This is a genomic window from Streptosporangium oxazolinicum, from assembly GCF_039537505.1.
In the GTDB taxonomy this organism is placed as follows: Bacteria; Actinomycetota; Actinomycetes; order Streptosporangiales; family Streptosporangiaceae; genus Streptosporangium; species Streptosporangium oxazolinicum.
In genome coordinates this window covers 951,252-965,898 of sequence record NZ_BAABAQ010000001.1, presented here as the reverse complement: position 1 = coordinate 965,898, position 14,647 = coordinate 951,252, and the positions used below count along the sequence as shown (strand labels likewise).

General features: G+C 70.3%; 11 protein-coding genes and 1 tRNA gene. 3 read left to right on the top strand and 9 right to left on the bottom strand.

Annotated features, from left to right (window positions below; genetic code table 11):
• Positions 1 to 13 precede the first annotated feature (13 nt).
• The 7 genes from pknB to ABD817_RS04495 all read right to left on the bottom strand — a co-directional run bounded on the left by pknB (position 14) and on the right by ABD817_RS04495 (position 8,810).
• The gene (gene pknB / locus ABD817_RS04525; protein ID WP_344915234.1) at positions 14 to 1,879 is read right to left on the bottom strand and encodes a Stk1 family PASTA domain-containing Ser/Thr kinase; all 1,866 of its coding nucleotides are present in this window, start codon (positions 1,877 to 1,879) and stop codon (positions 14 to 16) included.
• An 82-nt stretch (positions 1,880 to 1,961) separates the two neighbouring features.
• The gene (locus ABD817_RS04520) at positions 1,962 to 3,443 is read right to left on the bottom strand and encodes a serine/threonine-protein kinase (protein ID WP_344915232.1); all 1,482 of its coding nucleotides are present in this window, start codon (positions 3,441 to 3,443) and stop codon (positions 1,962 to 1,964) included.
• Positions 3,440 to 4,897 (bottom strand): peptidoglycan D,D-transpeptidase FtsI family protein, encoded by a 1,458-nt coding sequence (locus ABD817_RS04515; RefSeq protein WP_344915230.1) that lies wholly within the window; start codon positions 4,895 to 4,897, stop codon positions 3,440 to 3,442. Before ABD817_RS04515 ends, ABD817_RS04520 begins: the two co-directional genes overlap by 4 nt.
• The gene (locus ABD817_RS04510) at positions 4,894 to 6,273 is read right to left on the bottom strand and encodes an FtsW/RodA/SpoVE family cell cycle protein (RefSeq protein WP_344915228.1); all 1,380 of its coding nucleotides are present in this window, start codon (positions 6,271 to 6,273) and stop codon (positions 4,894 to 4,896) included. Before ABD817_RS04510 ends, ABD817_RS04515 begins: the two co-directional genes overlap by 4 nt.
• A gap of 4 nt (positions 6,274 to 6,277) precedes the next feature.
• Positions 6,278 to 7,588: a PP2C family protein-serine/threonine phosphatase gene (locus ABD817_RS04505; RefSeq protein WP_344915226.1), complete on the bottom strand. Its 1,311-nt coding sequence runs from the start codon at positions 7,586 to 7,588 to the stop codon at positions 6,278 to 6,280.
• Positions 7,585 to 8,052 carry an FHA domain-containing protein FhaB/FipA gene (locus ABD817_RS04500; RefSeq protein ID WP_344915224.1) on the bottom strand — a complete coding sequence of 156 codons (468 nt, stop codon included), beginning with the start codon at positions 8,050 to 8,052 and terminating at the stop codon, positions 7,585 to 7,587. Before ABD817_RS04500 ends, ABD817_RS04505 begins: the two co-directional genes overlap by 4 nt.
• Positions 8,053 to 8,069: 17 nt before the next feature.
• Entirely contained in the window at positions 8,070 to 8,810 is a 741-nt protein-coding gene (locus ABD817_RS04495; protein ID WP_344915222.1) for an FHA domain-containing protein, read from the bottom strand.
• A gap of 165 nt (positions 8,811 to 8,975) precedes the next feature.
• Between ABD817_RS04495 and ABD817_RS04490 the strand changes: the two genes are divergently transcribed.
• Positions 8,976 to 9,058, top strand: a tRNA-Leu gene (locus ABD817_RS04490).
• 581 nt (positions 9,059 to 9,639) lie between these two features.
• Here the strand turns inward: ABD817_RS04490 and ABD817_RS04485 are convergent.
• Positions 9,640 to 10,674, bottom strand: coding sequence for a hemolysin family protein (locus ABD817_RS04485; protein WP_344915220.1), 1,035 nt, complete (start codon positions 10,672 to 10,674; stop codon positions 9,640 to 9,642).
• On the bottom strand, positions 10,671 to 12,143 hold the full coding sequence (locus ABD817_RS04480; RefSeq protein WP_344915218.1) for a hemolysin family protein: 1,473 nt from the start codon (positions 12,141 to 12,143) through the stop codon (positions 10,671 to 10,673). Before ABD817_RS04480 ends, ABD817_RS04485 begins: the two co-directional genes overlap by 4 nt.
• 357 nt (positions 12,144 to 12,500) lie before the next feature.
• On the opposite strand from ABD817_RS04480, the gene ABD817_RS04475 reads away from it, so the two are divergent.
• A complete protein-coding gene (locus ABD817_RS04475; protein ID WP_344915216.1) occupies positions 12,501 to 13,733 on the top strand; it encodes an LCP family protein in 1,233 nt (410 codons plus the stop codon).
• A 337-nt stretch (positions 13,734 to 14,070) separates the two neighbouring features.
• Positions 14,071 to 14,637, top strand: a complete 567-nt coding sequence (locus ABD817_RS04470) for a DM13 domain-containing protein (RefSeq protein WP_344915213.1) — start codon at positions 14,071 to 14,073, stop codon at positions 14,635 to 14,637.
• Positions 14,638 to 14,647 lie beyond the last annotated feature (10 nt).

Below are 14,647 nucleotides of genomic sequence, written 5' to 3'. Positions count from 1 at the left end.
GTCTCGTCGAAGGTCAGGTCCCGTCCTGCGGCGACTCGTCGAAGATCGTGCCGTCGTCGGGCTGGGTGGGGAAGGTCTCCTCCGGCTGCTCCTCGGGAACGGTCGGCTGCTCCTCGGGGAAGGTCGGCTGCTCGGTCGGCTCGGGCGGTGCCCCGCTCGACACGATCAGCGTGATCGTCGTCAACGGGGGATACTTGCCGCCCGCCTCGGGAGACTGGCTCAGCACGGTGCCCTTGGGCAGGTCACTCGGCTGCTCGGAGGTCTTCACCCTGAATCCCGCCTCCTTGAGCGCCTTCGTGGCGTCCTCGACCGTGAGGTTCGCCACGCCCGGGACCTCCACCGCCTCCTTGGGGACGTAGATCCGGACGGTGCTGCCCTTGTTGGCCTTCTTGCCCGCCTCGGGCACGCTCTCGAAGACGATGCCCTGCTTGCGGCTGGAGGCCTTGGTCTGCAGGCTGACCTCGAAGCCGGCGTCCTCAAGGGCCTTCCTGGCGTCGTCCGCGGTCATGTTGAGCACGGCGGGCACCTCGACCTTCTCGATGCCCCTGGAGACCGTGAGCGTCACCTCGGCGTTCTTCTCGACCTCGGTGTCGGCCGCCGGGTCGGTCCCGATCACCGACCCCTTCGGGATCTCATCGTTGTACTCCTGGGCCGTCTTCACCTTCAGGCCGAGGGCGGTCAGCGCCTTGGTCGCCGCCTCCTCGGTCTGCGAGGCCAGCGGCGGGATCGTCACCTTGCTCGCGGCGGTGGGTGTGCCCGGCGAGCTGAGGAACATGTAGCCGACGCCGATGAAGGCTCCGATGACAAGCAGCGGGATGAGGATCCACGCCGCGGTCTTGACCGCGGTGTTCCCGCCGCTCTGCTGCCGGCGCCGGCCGCCCCCGCCGGCGCGCCCCCCGCCCTCCTCGCCGTACTGGTACGCCGGGACCGCGGTGGTGCGCTGGGTGGCCGGGCCACCGGGCCCGGGAGCCTGCATCGTCCGGGTGGCCGGGGCGTAGTTGTGGTTCGCGCTCAGCGCCATCGTCTGGGCGTCCGTCGGGATGCCGGACATCGCCCGCTGGATGTCGGCCCGCATCTCCCCGGCGCTCTGGTAGCGGTGCGCCGGGTCCTTGGCCATCGCCTTGAGCACGATGGCGTCGGCCCACTGGGGGATGTCGGGGTCGATCTGCGACGGCGGGATCGGCTCCTCGCGCACGTGCTGGTAGGCGATCGCGACCGGGGAGTCACCGGTGAACGGCGGCTGCCCGGTGAGAAGTTCGTACAGCACGCAGCCGGTGGAGTAGAGGTCGCTGCGGGCGTCGACCCGCTCACCCCTGGCCTGCTCCGGCGAGAGGTACTGGGCGGTTCCGATCACCTGGGCGGTCTGCGTCATGGTCGCGGCCGAGTCGGCCATCGCGCGGGCGATGCCGAAGTCCATGACCTTCACGTCACCGTTGCGAGTGATCATGATGTTCGCGGGCTTGATGTCGCGGTGCACGATGCCGCCGCGGTGGCTGTAGTCCAGCGCCCGCAGGATCCCGTCGACCAGCTCGGCGGCGCGCTCGGGCAGCAGCCGCCGGTCGGCCCGGAGCAGGTCGCGCAGCGTGCGGCCGTCGACGTACTCCATCACGATGTAGGGCACCGGCGCGCCCTCGGAGACGTCCTCGCCGGTGTCGTAGACCGCGACGATGGACGGGTGGTTCAGTGACGCGGCGGACTGCGCCTCCCGGCGGAAGCGAGCCTGGAAGATGTGGTCCCTGGCCAGGTCCGCGCGGAGGGTCTTGATGGCGACGATCCGATCCAGCCGGATGTCTCGGGCGCGATAGACCTCGGCCATGCCGCCACGCCCGACGACGCCGTCAAGCTCGTAGCGATCGCCGAGGCGTCGGGGCTGAGTCATTTCCTGCACTGTCCCTTACCGTTCATCTTGGGTGCCGGTGAGCTCTTGGGCCACCGGTGTCCATCATCGACCCGTTGCCGCATCACGTCTCCTCATTCGGCGGGTCTGTGTCACCTGGTTCAGGAGTCGTGCTCGGTGTGGGGCTCGGTGTCACCGTCGGGGTGGCGGGTGTCGGGGTGGGAGTCGTCGGGCTGGGGCTGGGCGGTGGCGACGTACTCGGCCTTGCGGTGGGCGTGGCCGATGTGCTTACCGTAGCCGACGGCGTGACCGAGGGGCGGGCCGACTTCGTCGGCGAGAGCGGCGGTCTGCTCGTCGAGGGCTTGCTTTTCGTCGGCCGGGCCGTCGGTGACGTGGTGGCCGGGCTCGACCGTACGACCGGCTCTCCCGGCTCGCTGTCACCGGGCCGGTTCGCCAGCTCGCGGGTCGCGAGAGCGCCCAGCCCGACCGCGGCGGCGCACCCCGCGACCGCGGCGACGATCACCGTCTTCCTGCGCAGGCCGCGGCGTCCGCGGCGTACCGGCGTGGCGCCCGGCGGGGTCGCGCCCGCTCCTGATCCCTCACCGGGGCCCGCGCCGCGACCGGGACCGGAGCCCGAACCCGCCCCCGAACCCGCTCCCAGGCCCGCGCCCGGACCCGCCTCGGGCCGGAGCGGGACGGCGAGGGCGGAGGTGACCTCCTGGGGCCACTCGCCCACGGGCTCCGCGCGCCAGCCCGCGGGGTCGGTGAGCAGGCCGAGACCGGTGGCACCGGTGGCGGTGAGCGCGTCGAGCAGCATGTCCGCCCGCTCCGACAGCTCCCTGGCACCGGCCGGGCGCCGCAGCGGGTCCTTGGCCAGGCACGCCATGACCAGGTCGCGGACCGCCGGCGGGATGCTCGGCGGCAGCGGCGGCGGGGGCTCGCCGATGTGCATGAGGGCGATCGCCACCTGCGTCTCGGCGCGGAACGGCGCGTGACCGGTCAGGCATTCGTAGGCGACCACCCCGAGCGAGTAGATGTCGGTGGCGGGCGTGAGCGGCTCACCGGACGCCTGCTCGGGGCTGACGTACTGCGCGGTGCCCATCAGGATGCCCGTCTGGGTGACCGGCACGGCCTCCAGCGCCCTGGCGATGCCGAAGTCTGTGATCTTTATCACGCCCGCCTCGGTCACCAGAAGGTTCCCGGGCTTGATGTCCCTGTGGATGATCCCCGCGCGGTGCGCGGCGTGCAGGCCCATCGCGGTCTGGCGGACCACGTCGAGGGTGATCTCGGGGCTCAGTGCCCCGTCGCGGGACAGGATGCCGGCCAGGGACTGTCCGGGCACCAGCTCCATCACCAGGTAGGCGACGCCGCCGCCCTCGCCGTAGTCGAAGACCTGCGCGATGCCCGGATCGGACAGCCCGGCCGCGATGCGCGCCTCGGAGCGGAATCGCTCGCGAAAGGCCGGATCCTCCGCCACGTGCGGGCGCAGCAGCTTCACGGCGACCTCACGGCCGAGGAGCTCGTCCCTGGCCCGCCACACCTCACCCATGCCGCCCGACGCGATCCGCCCCAGCGGGCGGTACCGGCCCCCGAGCAACGCGGTCATCTACCCAGCACCGCTTCCATCACGCTCTTGGCGATCGGGGCCGCGGTCTGACCACCGGAGGCGTCGCTGCCGGCGCTCCCGGACTCGACGATCAGCGCGACGGCGACCTTCGGGTCCTCCGCGGGGGCGAAGGAGATGAACCACGCGTGCGGGGCACGGCCCTGGGCGGTCTCGGCGGTGCCGGTCTTGCCGCCGACCGTCACGCCCGGGATCTGCGCCGCGCTCGCGGTGCCCTTGTTGACGACGTTGACCATCATCTCCTGGAGCTTGCGCGCGCTGTCCTCGCTCATCGCGGTGTCCAGCTCGTCGGGGTTGGCGCTGTCGACCTCGCCGCCCTCAGAATCCGCGATCTTGTTCACCAGGTACGGCTTCATGACCACGCCGTTGTTGGCGATACCGGCTGCGATCATGGCCATCTGCAGCGGGGTCATCTGGTTGTCGCGCTGGCCGATCGCGGCATTGGCGAGGGCCGCCTGGTCCGCCTCGGGGCCGATGGTGCTGCCCGCGACCGGCAGCGGGATCTCGATCGGGTCGCCGCCGATGCCGAACTTGAGCGCCTGGTCGCGCATCGCGTCGTAGCCCAGATCCATCGCGATCTTTCCGAACGGGGTGTTGCAGGACTTCTCCAGCGCGAACGACAGCGTCACCCGTCCGGAGCCGCACGCCGCGCCGCCGGAGTTGGGCAGGTCGGCGGTGGTGTTGGGCAGGTCGAGCCGCTGCGGGGCGTCGACCTGTGTCTCCGGGCCCACGGTGTCGTCGCTCTCCAGGTACGCGGCGGTGGTGACCACCTTGAAGGTCGAGCCCGGCGGGTAGGTGCGCTCGATGGCCCGGTTGAGCAGCGGCTGGTCCTCGTCCTCGTCCAGCTTGTTGTAAGCCGCGTTGACGTCTTCCTTGCTGGGCTTGGACAGCGGGTTGGGGTCGTAGGTGGGGATCGAGACCATGGCGAGGATCGCCCCGGTCTTCGGCTCGATCGCGACCAGCGCGCCCTTCTTGCCGCTCTCGCCCAGCGCCTTGTACGCCGCCTCCTGCGCCCGGGGGTTGATCGTCAGGTCGACGTTGGCGCCCTTGGTCTGCTTGGCGGTGAACAGGTCGATGCTGCGCCGGATCAGCAGGTCGGCGCTCGACCCGTCGAGGAGGCTGTTCTCGGCCCGCTCGATGTCGCGCTCGCTCTCGGGCGCGAAGAACCCGGTGATGGGCGCGTACACCTTGCCCTCGGGGTAGCGCCGCTGGAAGCGGAACTCCTGGTCGCCGGTGTCGACCGACTCGGCGAGGACCTTGTCGCCCGCGGTGATCCGGCCGCGCTCGACCTCGTACCGCGCGAAGAAGTTGCGGGTGTTGCGCGAGTCGTCGCGCAGCTCCTCCGCCCGCACGGCCTGCAGGTAGTTCACATTGATCATAAGTAGGCCGAACATGAGCAGGCAGGCAAGGGCGGCGCGCTTGAGGGGACCGTTCATCGCTGGAACACCTGCGTCATTCCTTCGTCCTGGATGGCCTGGGGCGGAGGCTTCCTCGCCGTATCCGACATGCGTACCAGCAGCGCGATAAGGATCCAGTTAGCCAGCAGCGCCGATCCGCCCTGGGACATGAACGGGGTGACCAGGCCGGTCAGCGGGATCAGGTTGGTCACGCCGCCCACGATGATGAAGACCTGCCAGGCGAGGATGAACGACAGGCCGCCCGCCAGCAGCTTGGAGAACGGCTCGCGAGCCGCGATCGAGGTGCGCAGGCCGCGCTCCACCAGCAGGGCGTAGACCATCAGCAGGGCCATCAGCCCGGTCAGGCCGAGCTCCTCGCCCGCGGCGGTGAAGATGAAGTCGGAGAAGGCCAGCGGGATCAGGTCGGGATGTCCCTGGCCGAGCCCAGTGCCGAGCACGCCGCCCTGCCCCATGCCGAACAGGCCCTGCATGAGCTGGAAGCTTCCGCCGAAGTCGCGGTCGTACAGCTCCGGGTTCTCCGGGTCGAGGAAGACCTCGAAGCGGGCCGCGACGTGGTCGAAGAGCAGCCCCGCCAGGACCGCGCCGCCGACGAAGAGCAGGATGCCGATGAGCACCCACGAGGTGCGCTGGGTGGCGATGTAGAGCATCGCGATGAACGTGCCGAAGATCAGCAGCGAGGAGCCGAGGTCCTTCTGCAGGATCAGCACGCCCAGGCTGAGACCCCAGGTGATCAGGACCGGGCCCAGGTCGCGGGCCCGGGGCAGGTCGATGAAGAGCAGCCGCCGCCCGGCCAGGGCGAGCACGTCGCGCTTGGCGACCAGGTAACCGGCGAAGAAGATGACCAGGGCGAGCTTGGTGAACTCCGCGGGCTGGAGGGTGAAACCGGCGATGCCGATCCAGATGCGGGCGCCGTTGATCTCCTGGCCGAGGAACGGCAGCAGCGGCGAGACCAGCAGGACCAGGCCGAGCGCGCCCATGGTGTAGGTCAGACGCTGCAGCGCGCGATGGTCGCGCAGCACGATCAGCGTCACGGAGAACATGACGACCCCGACCGCGGTCCACAGCAGCTGGTTGGTGGCCGAGGCCCCCTTCATGCCGGACGCCTCAAGGCGGTAGATGACCACCAGCCCGATGCCGTTGACCAGTGTCACCAGCGGCAGGATCAGCGGGTCGGCCCAGGGTGCGAACTTCGCCAGCACCAGGTAGGCGGCGAGCATGAGGCCGCCCAGGCCGAGGCCGTAGGTGACCATCCCGGAGGGGATCTGGTTGTCGAGGGCCAACCCCACGTTGGCGTACGCCAGCATCACGATGGCGACCGCGAACGCGAGCATCGCCAACTGGGCCACCCGCCGTTTGGCGGGGAGCGGGACCGGCTCGGCGCTAGGGGTGCTCATGTCTTTACTGTGACCTTGTGGGTTCGGGAGCCCTGGCGGGCGCGGAGGACGCGGAGGCGCTCGGGGACGCGGTCGGTTCGTCCTTCTCCTCGGATCCGGCCGCGGACGTCTTCAGCTCTTCGATCTTCTTCAGGCCCGCCTCGACGGTGGGAACGGGGATGCCGTCGCGGACCTGACCCTGCTGGAACGCGCCGAGAGTGGTGATCGATTCCGCGGTGCTCTGGGCGACGTCGAAGAGCTCGAAGGGGCCGAGGTTGGTCTTCACGCCCTGGAAGACCACGATCTCGTTGCCCTTGGCTCCCACGAAGTACTGGTCCTCCAGCCACTGCCCGCCGAAATACCAGCCTAAGCCGCCCCCGATGACGACGACGCCGCCCGCCACGACCAGAAGAGGCCACAGCCGGCGGCGTTTGACCGGTCGGGCCGCGGCCCTGACGACCGGCTCGTCGAAGTCGTCGTCGTCGGAGATGACGGGTTGCGGCATGGTGACCGCGCTGGCGCGGCCCGCCGGGGTGTCCGGCGGCTGTGACCGCGGCATGCTGGAACCGGCGGCGCCGACCACGGCCGCGTCGGTGCGCGGCACGTGGGTCTCGTCCACCTCCAGCACGTCGGCGAGGACGCAGGTGATGTTGTCGGGACCACCGCCCCGGTTGGCCAGGTCGATGAGGGTGCGGACCACCCCGTCCGGGTCTTCGATCGTGGAGAGCGTGTGGTGCAGGGTCTCGGCGCTCACCACCCCGGACAGGCCGTCGGAGCAGAGCAGGTAGCGGTCGCCGATCTGGGCCTCGCGCAGGGACAGGTCGGGGTCGACCTCGCCGCTGCCGTCGAGCGCCCGCAGCAGGATCGACCGCTGGGGGTGGGTGGCGGCCTCGTCCTGGGTGATCCGGCCGTCGTCCACCAGTGACTGCACGAGGGTGTGGTCGTGCGTGATCTGGTAGAGCTCGCCGGCGCGCAGCAGGTAGGCCCGTGAGTCGCCGACGTGGACCAGGGCGACCCTCGTCCCCGACCAGAGCATGGCGGTGAGGGTGGTGCCCATGCCCTTGAGGCTGGGATCGCGGCCCACCATCTCGTGCAGCTGGCGGTTGGCGTCGCGTACCGCGGCCTCGATGGCGCTGAGCAGGTCACCTCCCAGGGCGTCCGCGTCGAGCGAGGACATCGCGGCGATGGCGACCGAGCTGGCCACCTCGCCGTGTGCGTGGCCGCCCATGCCGTCCGCGACGGCGAGCAGGCGGCCGCTGGCGTAGGCGGAGTCCTCGTTGCCTTCGCGGAGGAGGCCGACGTCAGAACGGGCGGCGTAACGGAGTGCGATGGTCATTTGCGCAATTCGATGACGGTCTTACCAATGCGGATCGGAACACCGAGCGGCACCGGAGTCGGACGGGTGACTTTGGAGCGGTCGAGATACGTGCCGTTGGTCGAGCCGAGATCTTCCACGATCCACTGACCGTCCTGGGGGAAGAGCCGGGCGTGCCGGCTGGAGGCGTAGTCGTCGCTGACCACCAGCGTCGCGTCGTTCGCCCGGCCGATGGTGATGGGCGTCTCCGAGAGGGTGATGGTGGTGCCTTGGAGGGGGCCACCGGTGACGACCATCTCCCGTGGCTCCCCCTTCTTGGATTTGGCCGTGGGTTTCACCGGCTTGGGGGCCTTGCGCGCGGGGACGGCGGCGGCCGTGCGGGATCCGAACAAGTCTGTCCGGATCACACCGACCGCGGCAATCACGAAGAACCACAGCACCGCGAGGAAGGCGAGCCGGATCAGCAGCAGCGTGAGCTCGGACATGGACCGTCTGTTTACCTTTAATCGCGCCGGAAAACCAGAGTCGTTCGCCCCAGCGTCACGCGAGTGCCGTTCTGGAGCTCGACCCGGCGCACCGGCTGGCCGTTGACGAAGGTGCCGTTCGTGGAGCCGAGGTCGACGAGCGCGACCAGGGGACCCTCCACGCGCAGCTCGGCGTGGTGCCGGGACACACCCGGGTCGACCAGCCGTAGATCACAGTCGGTGCCCCTGCCGAGCAGGGTCACCGGGGTTGTCAGGTCGAAGGACCGCTGGCCCTGCGGGTCGTCCTGGGTGGACACCAGCAGGCGGGGGCGGCCCCCGAAGGCGTGGGATTTCGCGGCGGGCACGTCGCTCACCGGCGTGCGGATCTCGTCCTGCTCGACCGTTGCGCCGCGGATCACGCCCGAACGGATGCGGAACAGGCCGACCGCGAGGTCGTCGGCCGTCTCGAAGCGGACCCTGACCGGTCCCACGAAGGAGTAGCCCTGTTCCTTGGCGTACTCCCGCGCGAGGTTGGCCAGCTCGTGGCTGATGCTGTCGGAGTAGACCTCCAACCGCTCGCTGTCGGTCGTGGACAGCTCGACCACGAAGTCGTTGGGCACGAGAGTGCGTCCCTGGGCGACGATCGCCGCCCGCTCGTCCATCTCCCGCTGGACCGCACTGGCGACCTCTACCGGCTGAAGGTCAGATTTGAACGCCCGCGCAAAGGCCCCTTCAACCAAACCTTCGAGCCTCCGCTCGAAACGCTGAAGGACTCCCACCGGGTACCTCCCCTCCTCCGTCTATGTGATCGCGGCCGCTTGGGGGCTCGTTGGCTCGTTCCTCGCTCGCTCGCACCCAGCTGCTCCGCTTCGCATCTAGGAGGATCGTATCCGGGTTCATGGGTACCGGCTGATTCGTGCTAATGTTTCGACCGCACCCAACAAGGGCGGGTGGCGGAACGGCAGACGCGCACGGTTCAGGTCCGTGTGTCCGAAAGGACGTGAGGGTTCAAATCCCTCCTCGCCCACAAGATCACTACCCCGGTCACGCGAACATCGCGACCGGGGTTTTGTCGCTTCCTGGGAAACCGCGTATTCATCCGAGCCGTCCGTAAGGTCTCGTGCCGGACCGAGTCGATCATCGATCAAGGTAGTCGCTCGCTCCGTTATAGAGAAGTCTCAGGGGTTACGCATGGGTCTTGTGGTTTTTGGACCGCTACGGCATGCCTTCCCGTCCTACCCGGTAGTGCTTGCTGATCACTTTCGGATGACTTGCATGGGTTCGTCGGTGTCGGATTACGCTGACAGAGAAAACAGGCCGGGAAAAGAATCTTTCCCCGGCCCGTGTCGTCTTCCCGCCGATCTCGCGATCAATCCCACCGGCTCCCACCGGTTTCCACCGGCTCCGCCGGTCCCGCGATCAGCCCGGCCGCTCTCCCGGCGATCGCACCGGTCCCCCCGGTTTCATCGATCGCGTCGATTTCACCGGTCGCACCGTTCGCGCCCGGTCCCACCGGTTCACGTCCGCTCCCGTGATCGGCTTCGCGGGTCTCCCTCCGGTCCTGCCGCGCTCCCGCCGGTCCCGTGGCCGGAGGGAGCGCGGGGACCGCTAGCGGGTCGCGAGCACCCGTACGTCCAGGATCTCGCCGAGCAGGTCCGTGAGGCTCACCATGCCGACCACCTCGCCGCCGCCGTCCGTGACCAGGCCCAGGTGCGCGTGGGCGTCCTGGAGCGTGGAGACCGCGTCGGGGATCGTGGTGGCCTTGTCCAGGCGGGGCACCGGGCGGGCGAGCTCGGCGGGGCTCGCCTCCGGCCGGACGAGGATGTCCCTGACGTGCACCACGCCCAGGACGTCGCCCTGCCCGCCGGAGGTGACCAGCATGCGCAGGTGCCCGTCGCGCGCGGCGACCTGGCGCATCCGCTCGCCCGTCGCGTCTGCGGGCACCGAGGTGATCTTGTCCAGCGGCAGCATCAGCCGTTCCACCGGCTGCTGGTGGACCCGCAGGGCCCGGGTGAGCAGGTCGTGCTCGTCCCGGTCGAGCAGGCCCATCCGGCCCGACTCGCCGACCAGCATCGCCAGCTGGACCGGGGTCCTGGTGGTGGCCAGCTCGTCCTTGGGATCCACCCCGAACAGCCTCAGGATCCCGTTCGTCAGGCCGTTGAGCGAGGCGAGCACCGGCCTCACGAGCCAGGTGAAGCCGCGGAACGGCAGGGCCAGCCCCATCGCCGCGGTCTCCGGGTGGGTCAGCGCCCACGACTTGGGGGCCATCTCGCCGATCACCATGTGCAGGAAGGTGACGAGCGCCAGCGCGATCACGAGCGAGACGGGGACCCGCAGCGACTCGGGCAGGCCGACCGCGCCGAAGACCGGCTCCAGCAGGTGCTCGATGGCCGGTTCGGTCACCATGCCCAGGCCGAGCGAGCACAGCGTGATGCCCAGCTGGGCTCCGGCCAGCATCAGGGAGAGCTCCCTGCCGCCGCGCACGGCGGCGCGGGCGGCGAGCCGGGTCAACCGGCCCCCCTTGCCCGCCAGCTCCTCCAGGCGGTGCCTGCGGGCCGAGATCACCGCGAACTCGGCGGCGACGAAGAAGGCGTTGCCGATCAACAGGGCCACGCCGAGCAGCAGGGCGGGGACGGAACTCATCGTCGCCTCCCCCCGCTCCGCTCGATCATGGGTGCCTCGGGGCCACGCTCGATCATCCGCGGCGCGCTCATCACGGGGTCGTCCTCTTTCTCGGCTCCGGTCTCCGGGTCATCCCCGGGATCGGCCTCCCTCGGCGCGTTGAGCGACAGCCGCACCCACTCGGGGACCCTGCGGTGCACGGAGAGCACCGTGAGCACCGCCTCCTCCTCGTCGGCGCCGTCGTTCTCCAGGGGGTCGTTCCGCGACGTCAGCGTGACGGTCACCTGGTCGCCCGGCTCGGTCATCCGGCCGAGGGTGGCGAGCACGAGGCCCGCGACGGTGTCGTAGTCGTCGCTCTCGGGGAGCTGCAGCCCGATGGCCCGCTCGATCTCGTCCAGCCGGAGCGTGCCCGGCAGGTCCCACGTGCCCTCGTCGCCCACGACGACCCCCGCGGGCTCCGGGTCGTTCTCGTCGATGAGCTCGCCGACGAGTTCCTCGGCGAGGTCCTCGATGGTGACCACCCCGGCCAGGCCGCCGTACTCGTCGATGACGCACGCCAGGTCGTCGCGGGCGGTGCGCATGCGCTCCAGGACGAGGGGCAGCGGCGAGGAGGTGGGCACCAGGAGCGCGGGGCGGGTGATCTTCTCCAGCGTGCCGTCGGTCAGTCCCGACCTGAGCAGCTCGCGTACGCCGGTGACGCCGACCACGTCGTCGCCGTTCTGGTCGCAGAGCACCGGGTAGCGGGAGTGACCGTGCCTGCGGACGGCGTCGACCAGGTCGGAGATCGGCCGGTCGTCCTTCAGCAGCACCACGCGGGGGCGCGGCACCATGACGTCCTCCGCGGTGCGGTCGCCGAACTCCAGGGCGCGTCCCAGCAGCTCCGACAGCCTCGGCGGCAGGTCACCCGCCGTGGCGGACTCGGAGATGATCCGGGACAGCTCCTCGGGGCTGGCGCCGTGCTCGATCTCCTCCACGGGCTCCACGCCGACCCGGCGCAGCAGGCCGGTGGCGGCGGAGTCGAACAGCCGGATGACCGGCCCGGCGATCCGCAGGTAGATCATCGTCGAGCGGGCGAGGAACTTCGCCACCGGCTCGGGACGGGCGATGCCCAGGTTCTTCGGGGCCAGCTCGCCGAAGACCATCTGGACGACGGTGGCGAGCGCGACGGCGATCGCGACGGCGATGCCGGGCACGGCCCCCGACGGCACTCCCGCGGCCTCCAGCCAGGGGCGGACGACCGTGGCGATGGCGGGTTCCGAGATGAAGCCGACGAGCAGGGCGGTCACGGTGATGCCGAGTTGCGCGCCCGACAGCATGAACGACAGGCGTCCCGTCACCTCCAGCGCCCGTGCCGCCGCCGCGTCGCCGGAGTCGGCCTGCTCGCGCAGCACGCCGCGGTCCGCCGCGACGAAGGCGAACTCCTGGGCGACGAAGTAGCCGGTGGCGAGGGTGAGAAGGAGGATGGCCAGAAGGCCCAAAGCCGTGTTCACCGGGCGGCTCTCCCGGTCGGTTCAGTGGTGCCCGTGCGTTCGCACGGGCAGGTACTCCACGGGTCCGGAGTGGACACGATCATCCTTTCGAGCAGAGGTAGTCCTCTACCGTAACGATCCGGGTGGGGGTCGATGTTTCCGGATCGGCCGACGATCGCATTGTTGGTCGCTAACAACCTGTCTGAGTACTTTTACATAGGGAAACCTTGAGGACCTGTCGGCAGGCGCCCGAGCCACGACGTAGCGTCGATAATGACGTTTTCACCATGAGACCAAGAAGTGGCGGGACAAGACGTGGCTCACAGGCCCGAAGACGACGATCGCACTCGTGCGCTGCGATCGCCCACGCCGGGGCCCGTGCCGCCGAGAGCGGCCGGGCAGCCCGCCTACCCCTCGCCTGGCGGCCCGGGGACGCCCGTCCGGCGGACGGCGAGCCCGCGGCGGGAGGCGCCCGCCCCCGAGGCGTCGCGCGACGTGCCGCCTCCCCGTGGAGGCGGGCGGGTGTACGGCAAGGCCAGGTCGGGTTCCAGCCCGGTCAAGCCGCTGAGGGCGCCCTCGGCCTCACCGGGCGGCTCGCACGGGGGCTCCGGCGGCAGGGAGGGCGGGAGCGCGTCGCGCGTGCCCGGCTGGCGGCCGAAGCGTCCCGGCAGGCTGGCCGTGCGAATCCTCGCCGGACTGGTCGTCGTGCTGCTCGTCCTGGCCATCGGCGGATACTTCGTGGTCAACTCGCGGTTGACCACGATCGCGGCGCTCACCGACTACGAGGGCCGCCCCGCCGACACCCCCGGCACCAACTGGCTGCTGGTCGGCTCCGACAGCCGCGCGGGCCTGACCGCGGCCCAGCGCAAGAAGCTCGCCACGGGCAAGGCCGTGGGCCGCAGGACCGACACGATGATGCTGCTGCACATCCCCGACGGCGACGGCCGCCCGACCCTGGTCAGCCTCCCGCGCGACTCGTACGTGCCGATCGACGGCCACGGCAGCGACAAGCTCAACGCCGCCTACGCCTTCAAGGGCGGCCAGCAGTTGCTTCCCAAGACCGTGGAGCAGGTCACCGGGCTGCGCCTCGACCACTACATGGAGATCGGCTTCGGCGGCTTCGTGGGCATCGTCGACGCCATCGGCGGGGTCGAGATCAACGTCAAGCAGGCCATCAGGGACCCCAAGGCCGGGATCAACCTGAAGAAGGGCCTGCAGACCATGGACGGCGGGACGGCCCTCGGCTACGTCCGCACCCGCGCCACCGGCGCGATCCCCGACCTTGAGAGGACCCAGCGCCAGCGCCAGTTCTTCTCCGCGGTGGTGAAGAAGGCGGCGAGCCCCGGCGTCCTGATCAACCCCTTCACGTCCGTCCCGCTCGCGCTGAGCGCGGCCGACTCGGTGTCCGTCGGCGAGGAGACCGGCGCGTTCGACCTGCTCTCCCTCGGCCTCGCCATGGGCGGCGACCCGGTCACCACGGTCGTGCCCATCGGCTCCCTGCCCACCATCAACGGCCAGTCCGTCGTCAAGTGGGACCGGGAGAAGGCCCTGCGCATGTTCGATGCCCTGGCCCAGGACAAGCCCGTTCCCGAGGACGCCCTCGGCAAGTAGCGACGGCCTCCCCGGCCTCCCTCCCCGGCCCGTCCGGTCTCCCCGGCCCGCGCCCGGAGGCCAGGGGCCCGCCGTGCCGCCTGCGCGGCGTCCAGCCCCGGGGAGGAGCCGAGCCGGTGGGCTGCCCGCCCTCCTCGTCGTCGTACGTGAGTCGTATGCGAGTCATATGCGAGTCGTACGCGAGCGGGAGCGCCTCCTCGGCGATCACCGTCCTCGTCCGGCACCGCGTCGCGGGCGCTTCGCGGTCGTAAGCACTCCGTAATCGATCGAGGGCGGTGGCGCGGATAGCGTCGGCACCGAGGCCGGAAGCCGCGGGTCTCGACGCTGGAGGTATCCGATGAGAGTCAAGAGGCTGCTCCGACACCCCGTCACCTGGGGCGTCCTGGCGGTGGGCGTCGTCGCGCTCGGTGTCGCGCTGTACCTGTTCCAGCCGTGGCGCCTGTTCACCACCGTCGAGGTGAACGAGGCGCTGCCCGCCGTGGCCGTGTCTCCAGCCGTGTCCCCAGCCGCGTCTCCCGGGCCCGAGGCGGCCGAGACCCCCACGCCCGCCCAGGGGCCGAAGACCCTGGCCAAGGGCACGTTCGTCTCCCACGAGCACGAGACCGAGGGCAGGGCGAGGGTGCTGGAACTGCCCGACGGGAGCAGGGTCCTGCGGATCGAGGACCTGAACACCTCCGACGGCCCGGACCTGCGGGTCTGGCTCAGTGACCAGCCCGTCAAGAAGGGCAACGCCGGGTGGTTCAACCTGGACGACGGCGAGCACCTCGAACTCGGCGAGCTGAAGGGCAACAGGGGCAACGCCAACTACGCCATCCCCGCCGGGGCCGACCTCGACAGCCTGAGGTCCGTCACCATCTGGTGCAGGCGCTTCGGAGTCTCCTTCGGCGCCGCGGCCCTGACCTGACACAATCTCC

What these genes read in the sequence shown, in the direction of transcription:
- ABD817_RS04520 (WP_344915232.1), bottom strand. Translation starts at nt 3,443, where the DNA reads ATGACCGCGTTGCTCGGGGGCCGGTACCGCCCGCTGGGGCGGATCGCG.
- ABD817_RS04500 (WP_344915224.1), bottom strand. Translation starts at nt 8,052, where the DNA reads ATGTCCGAGCTCACGCTGCTGCTGATCCGGCTCGCCTTCCTCGCGGTG.
- ABD817_RS04505 (WP_344915226.1), bottom strand. Translation starts at nt 7,588, where the DNA reads ATGACCATCGCACTCCGTTACGCCGCCCGTTCTGACGTCGGCCTCCTC.
- pknB (WP_344915234.1), bottom strand. Translation starts at nt 1,879, where the DNA reads ATGACTCAGCCCCGACGCCTCGGCGATCGCTACGAGCTTGACGGCGTC.
- ABD817_RS04515 (WP_344915230.1), bottom strand. Translation starts at nt 4,897, where the DNA reads ATGAACGGTCCCCTCAAGCGCGCCGCCCTTGCCTGCCTGCTCATGTTC.
- ABD817_RS04510 (WP_344915228.1), bottom strand. Translation starts at nt 6,273, where the DNA reads ATGAGCACCCCTAGCGCCGAGCCGGTCCCGCTCCCCGCCAAACGGCGG.
- ABD817_RS04470 (WP_344915213.1), top strand. Translation starts at nt 14,071, where the DNA reads ATGAGAGTCAAGAGGCTGCTCCGACACCCCGTCACCTGGGGCGTCCTG.
- ABD817_RS04485 (WP_344915220.1), bottom strand. Translation starts at nt 10,674, where the DNA reads ATGAGTTCCGTCCCCGCCCTGCTGCTCGGCGTGGCCCTGTTGATCGGC.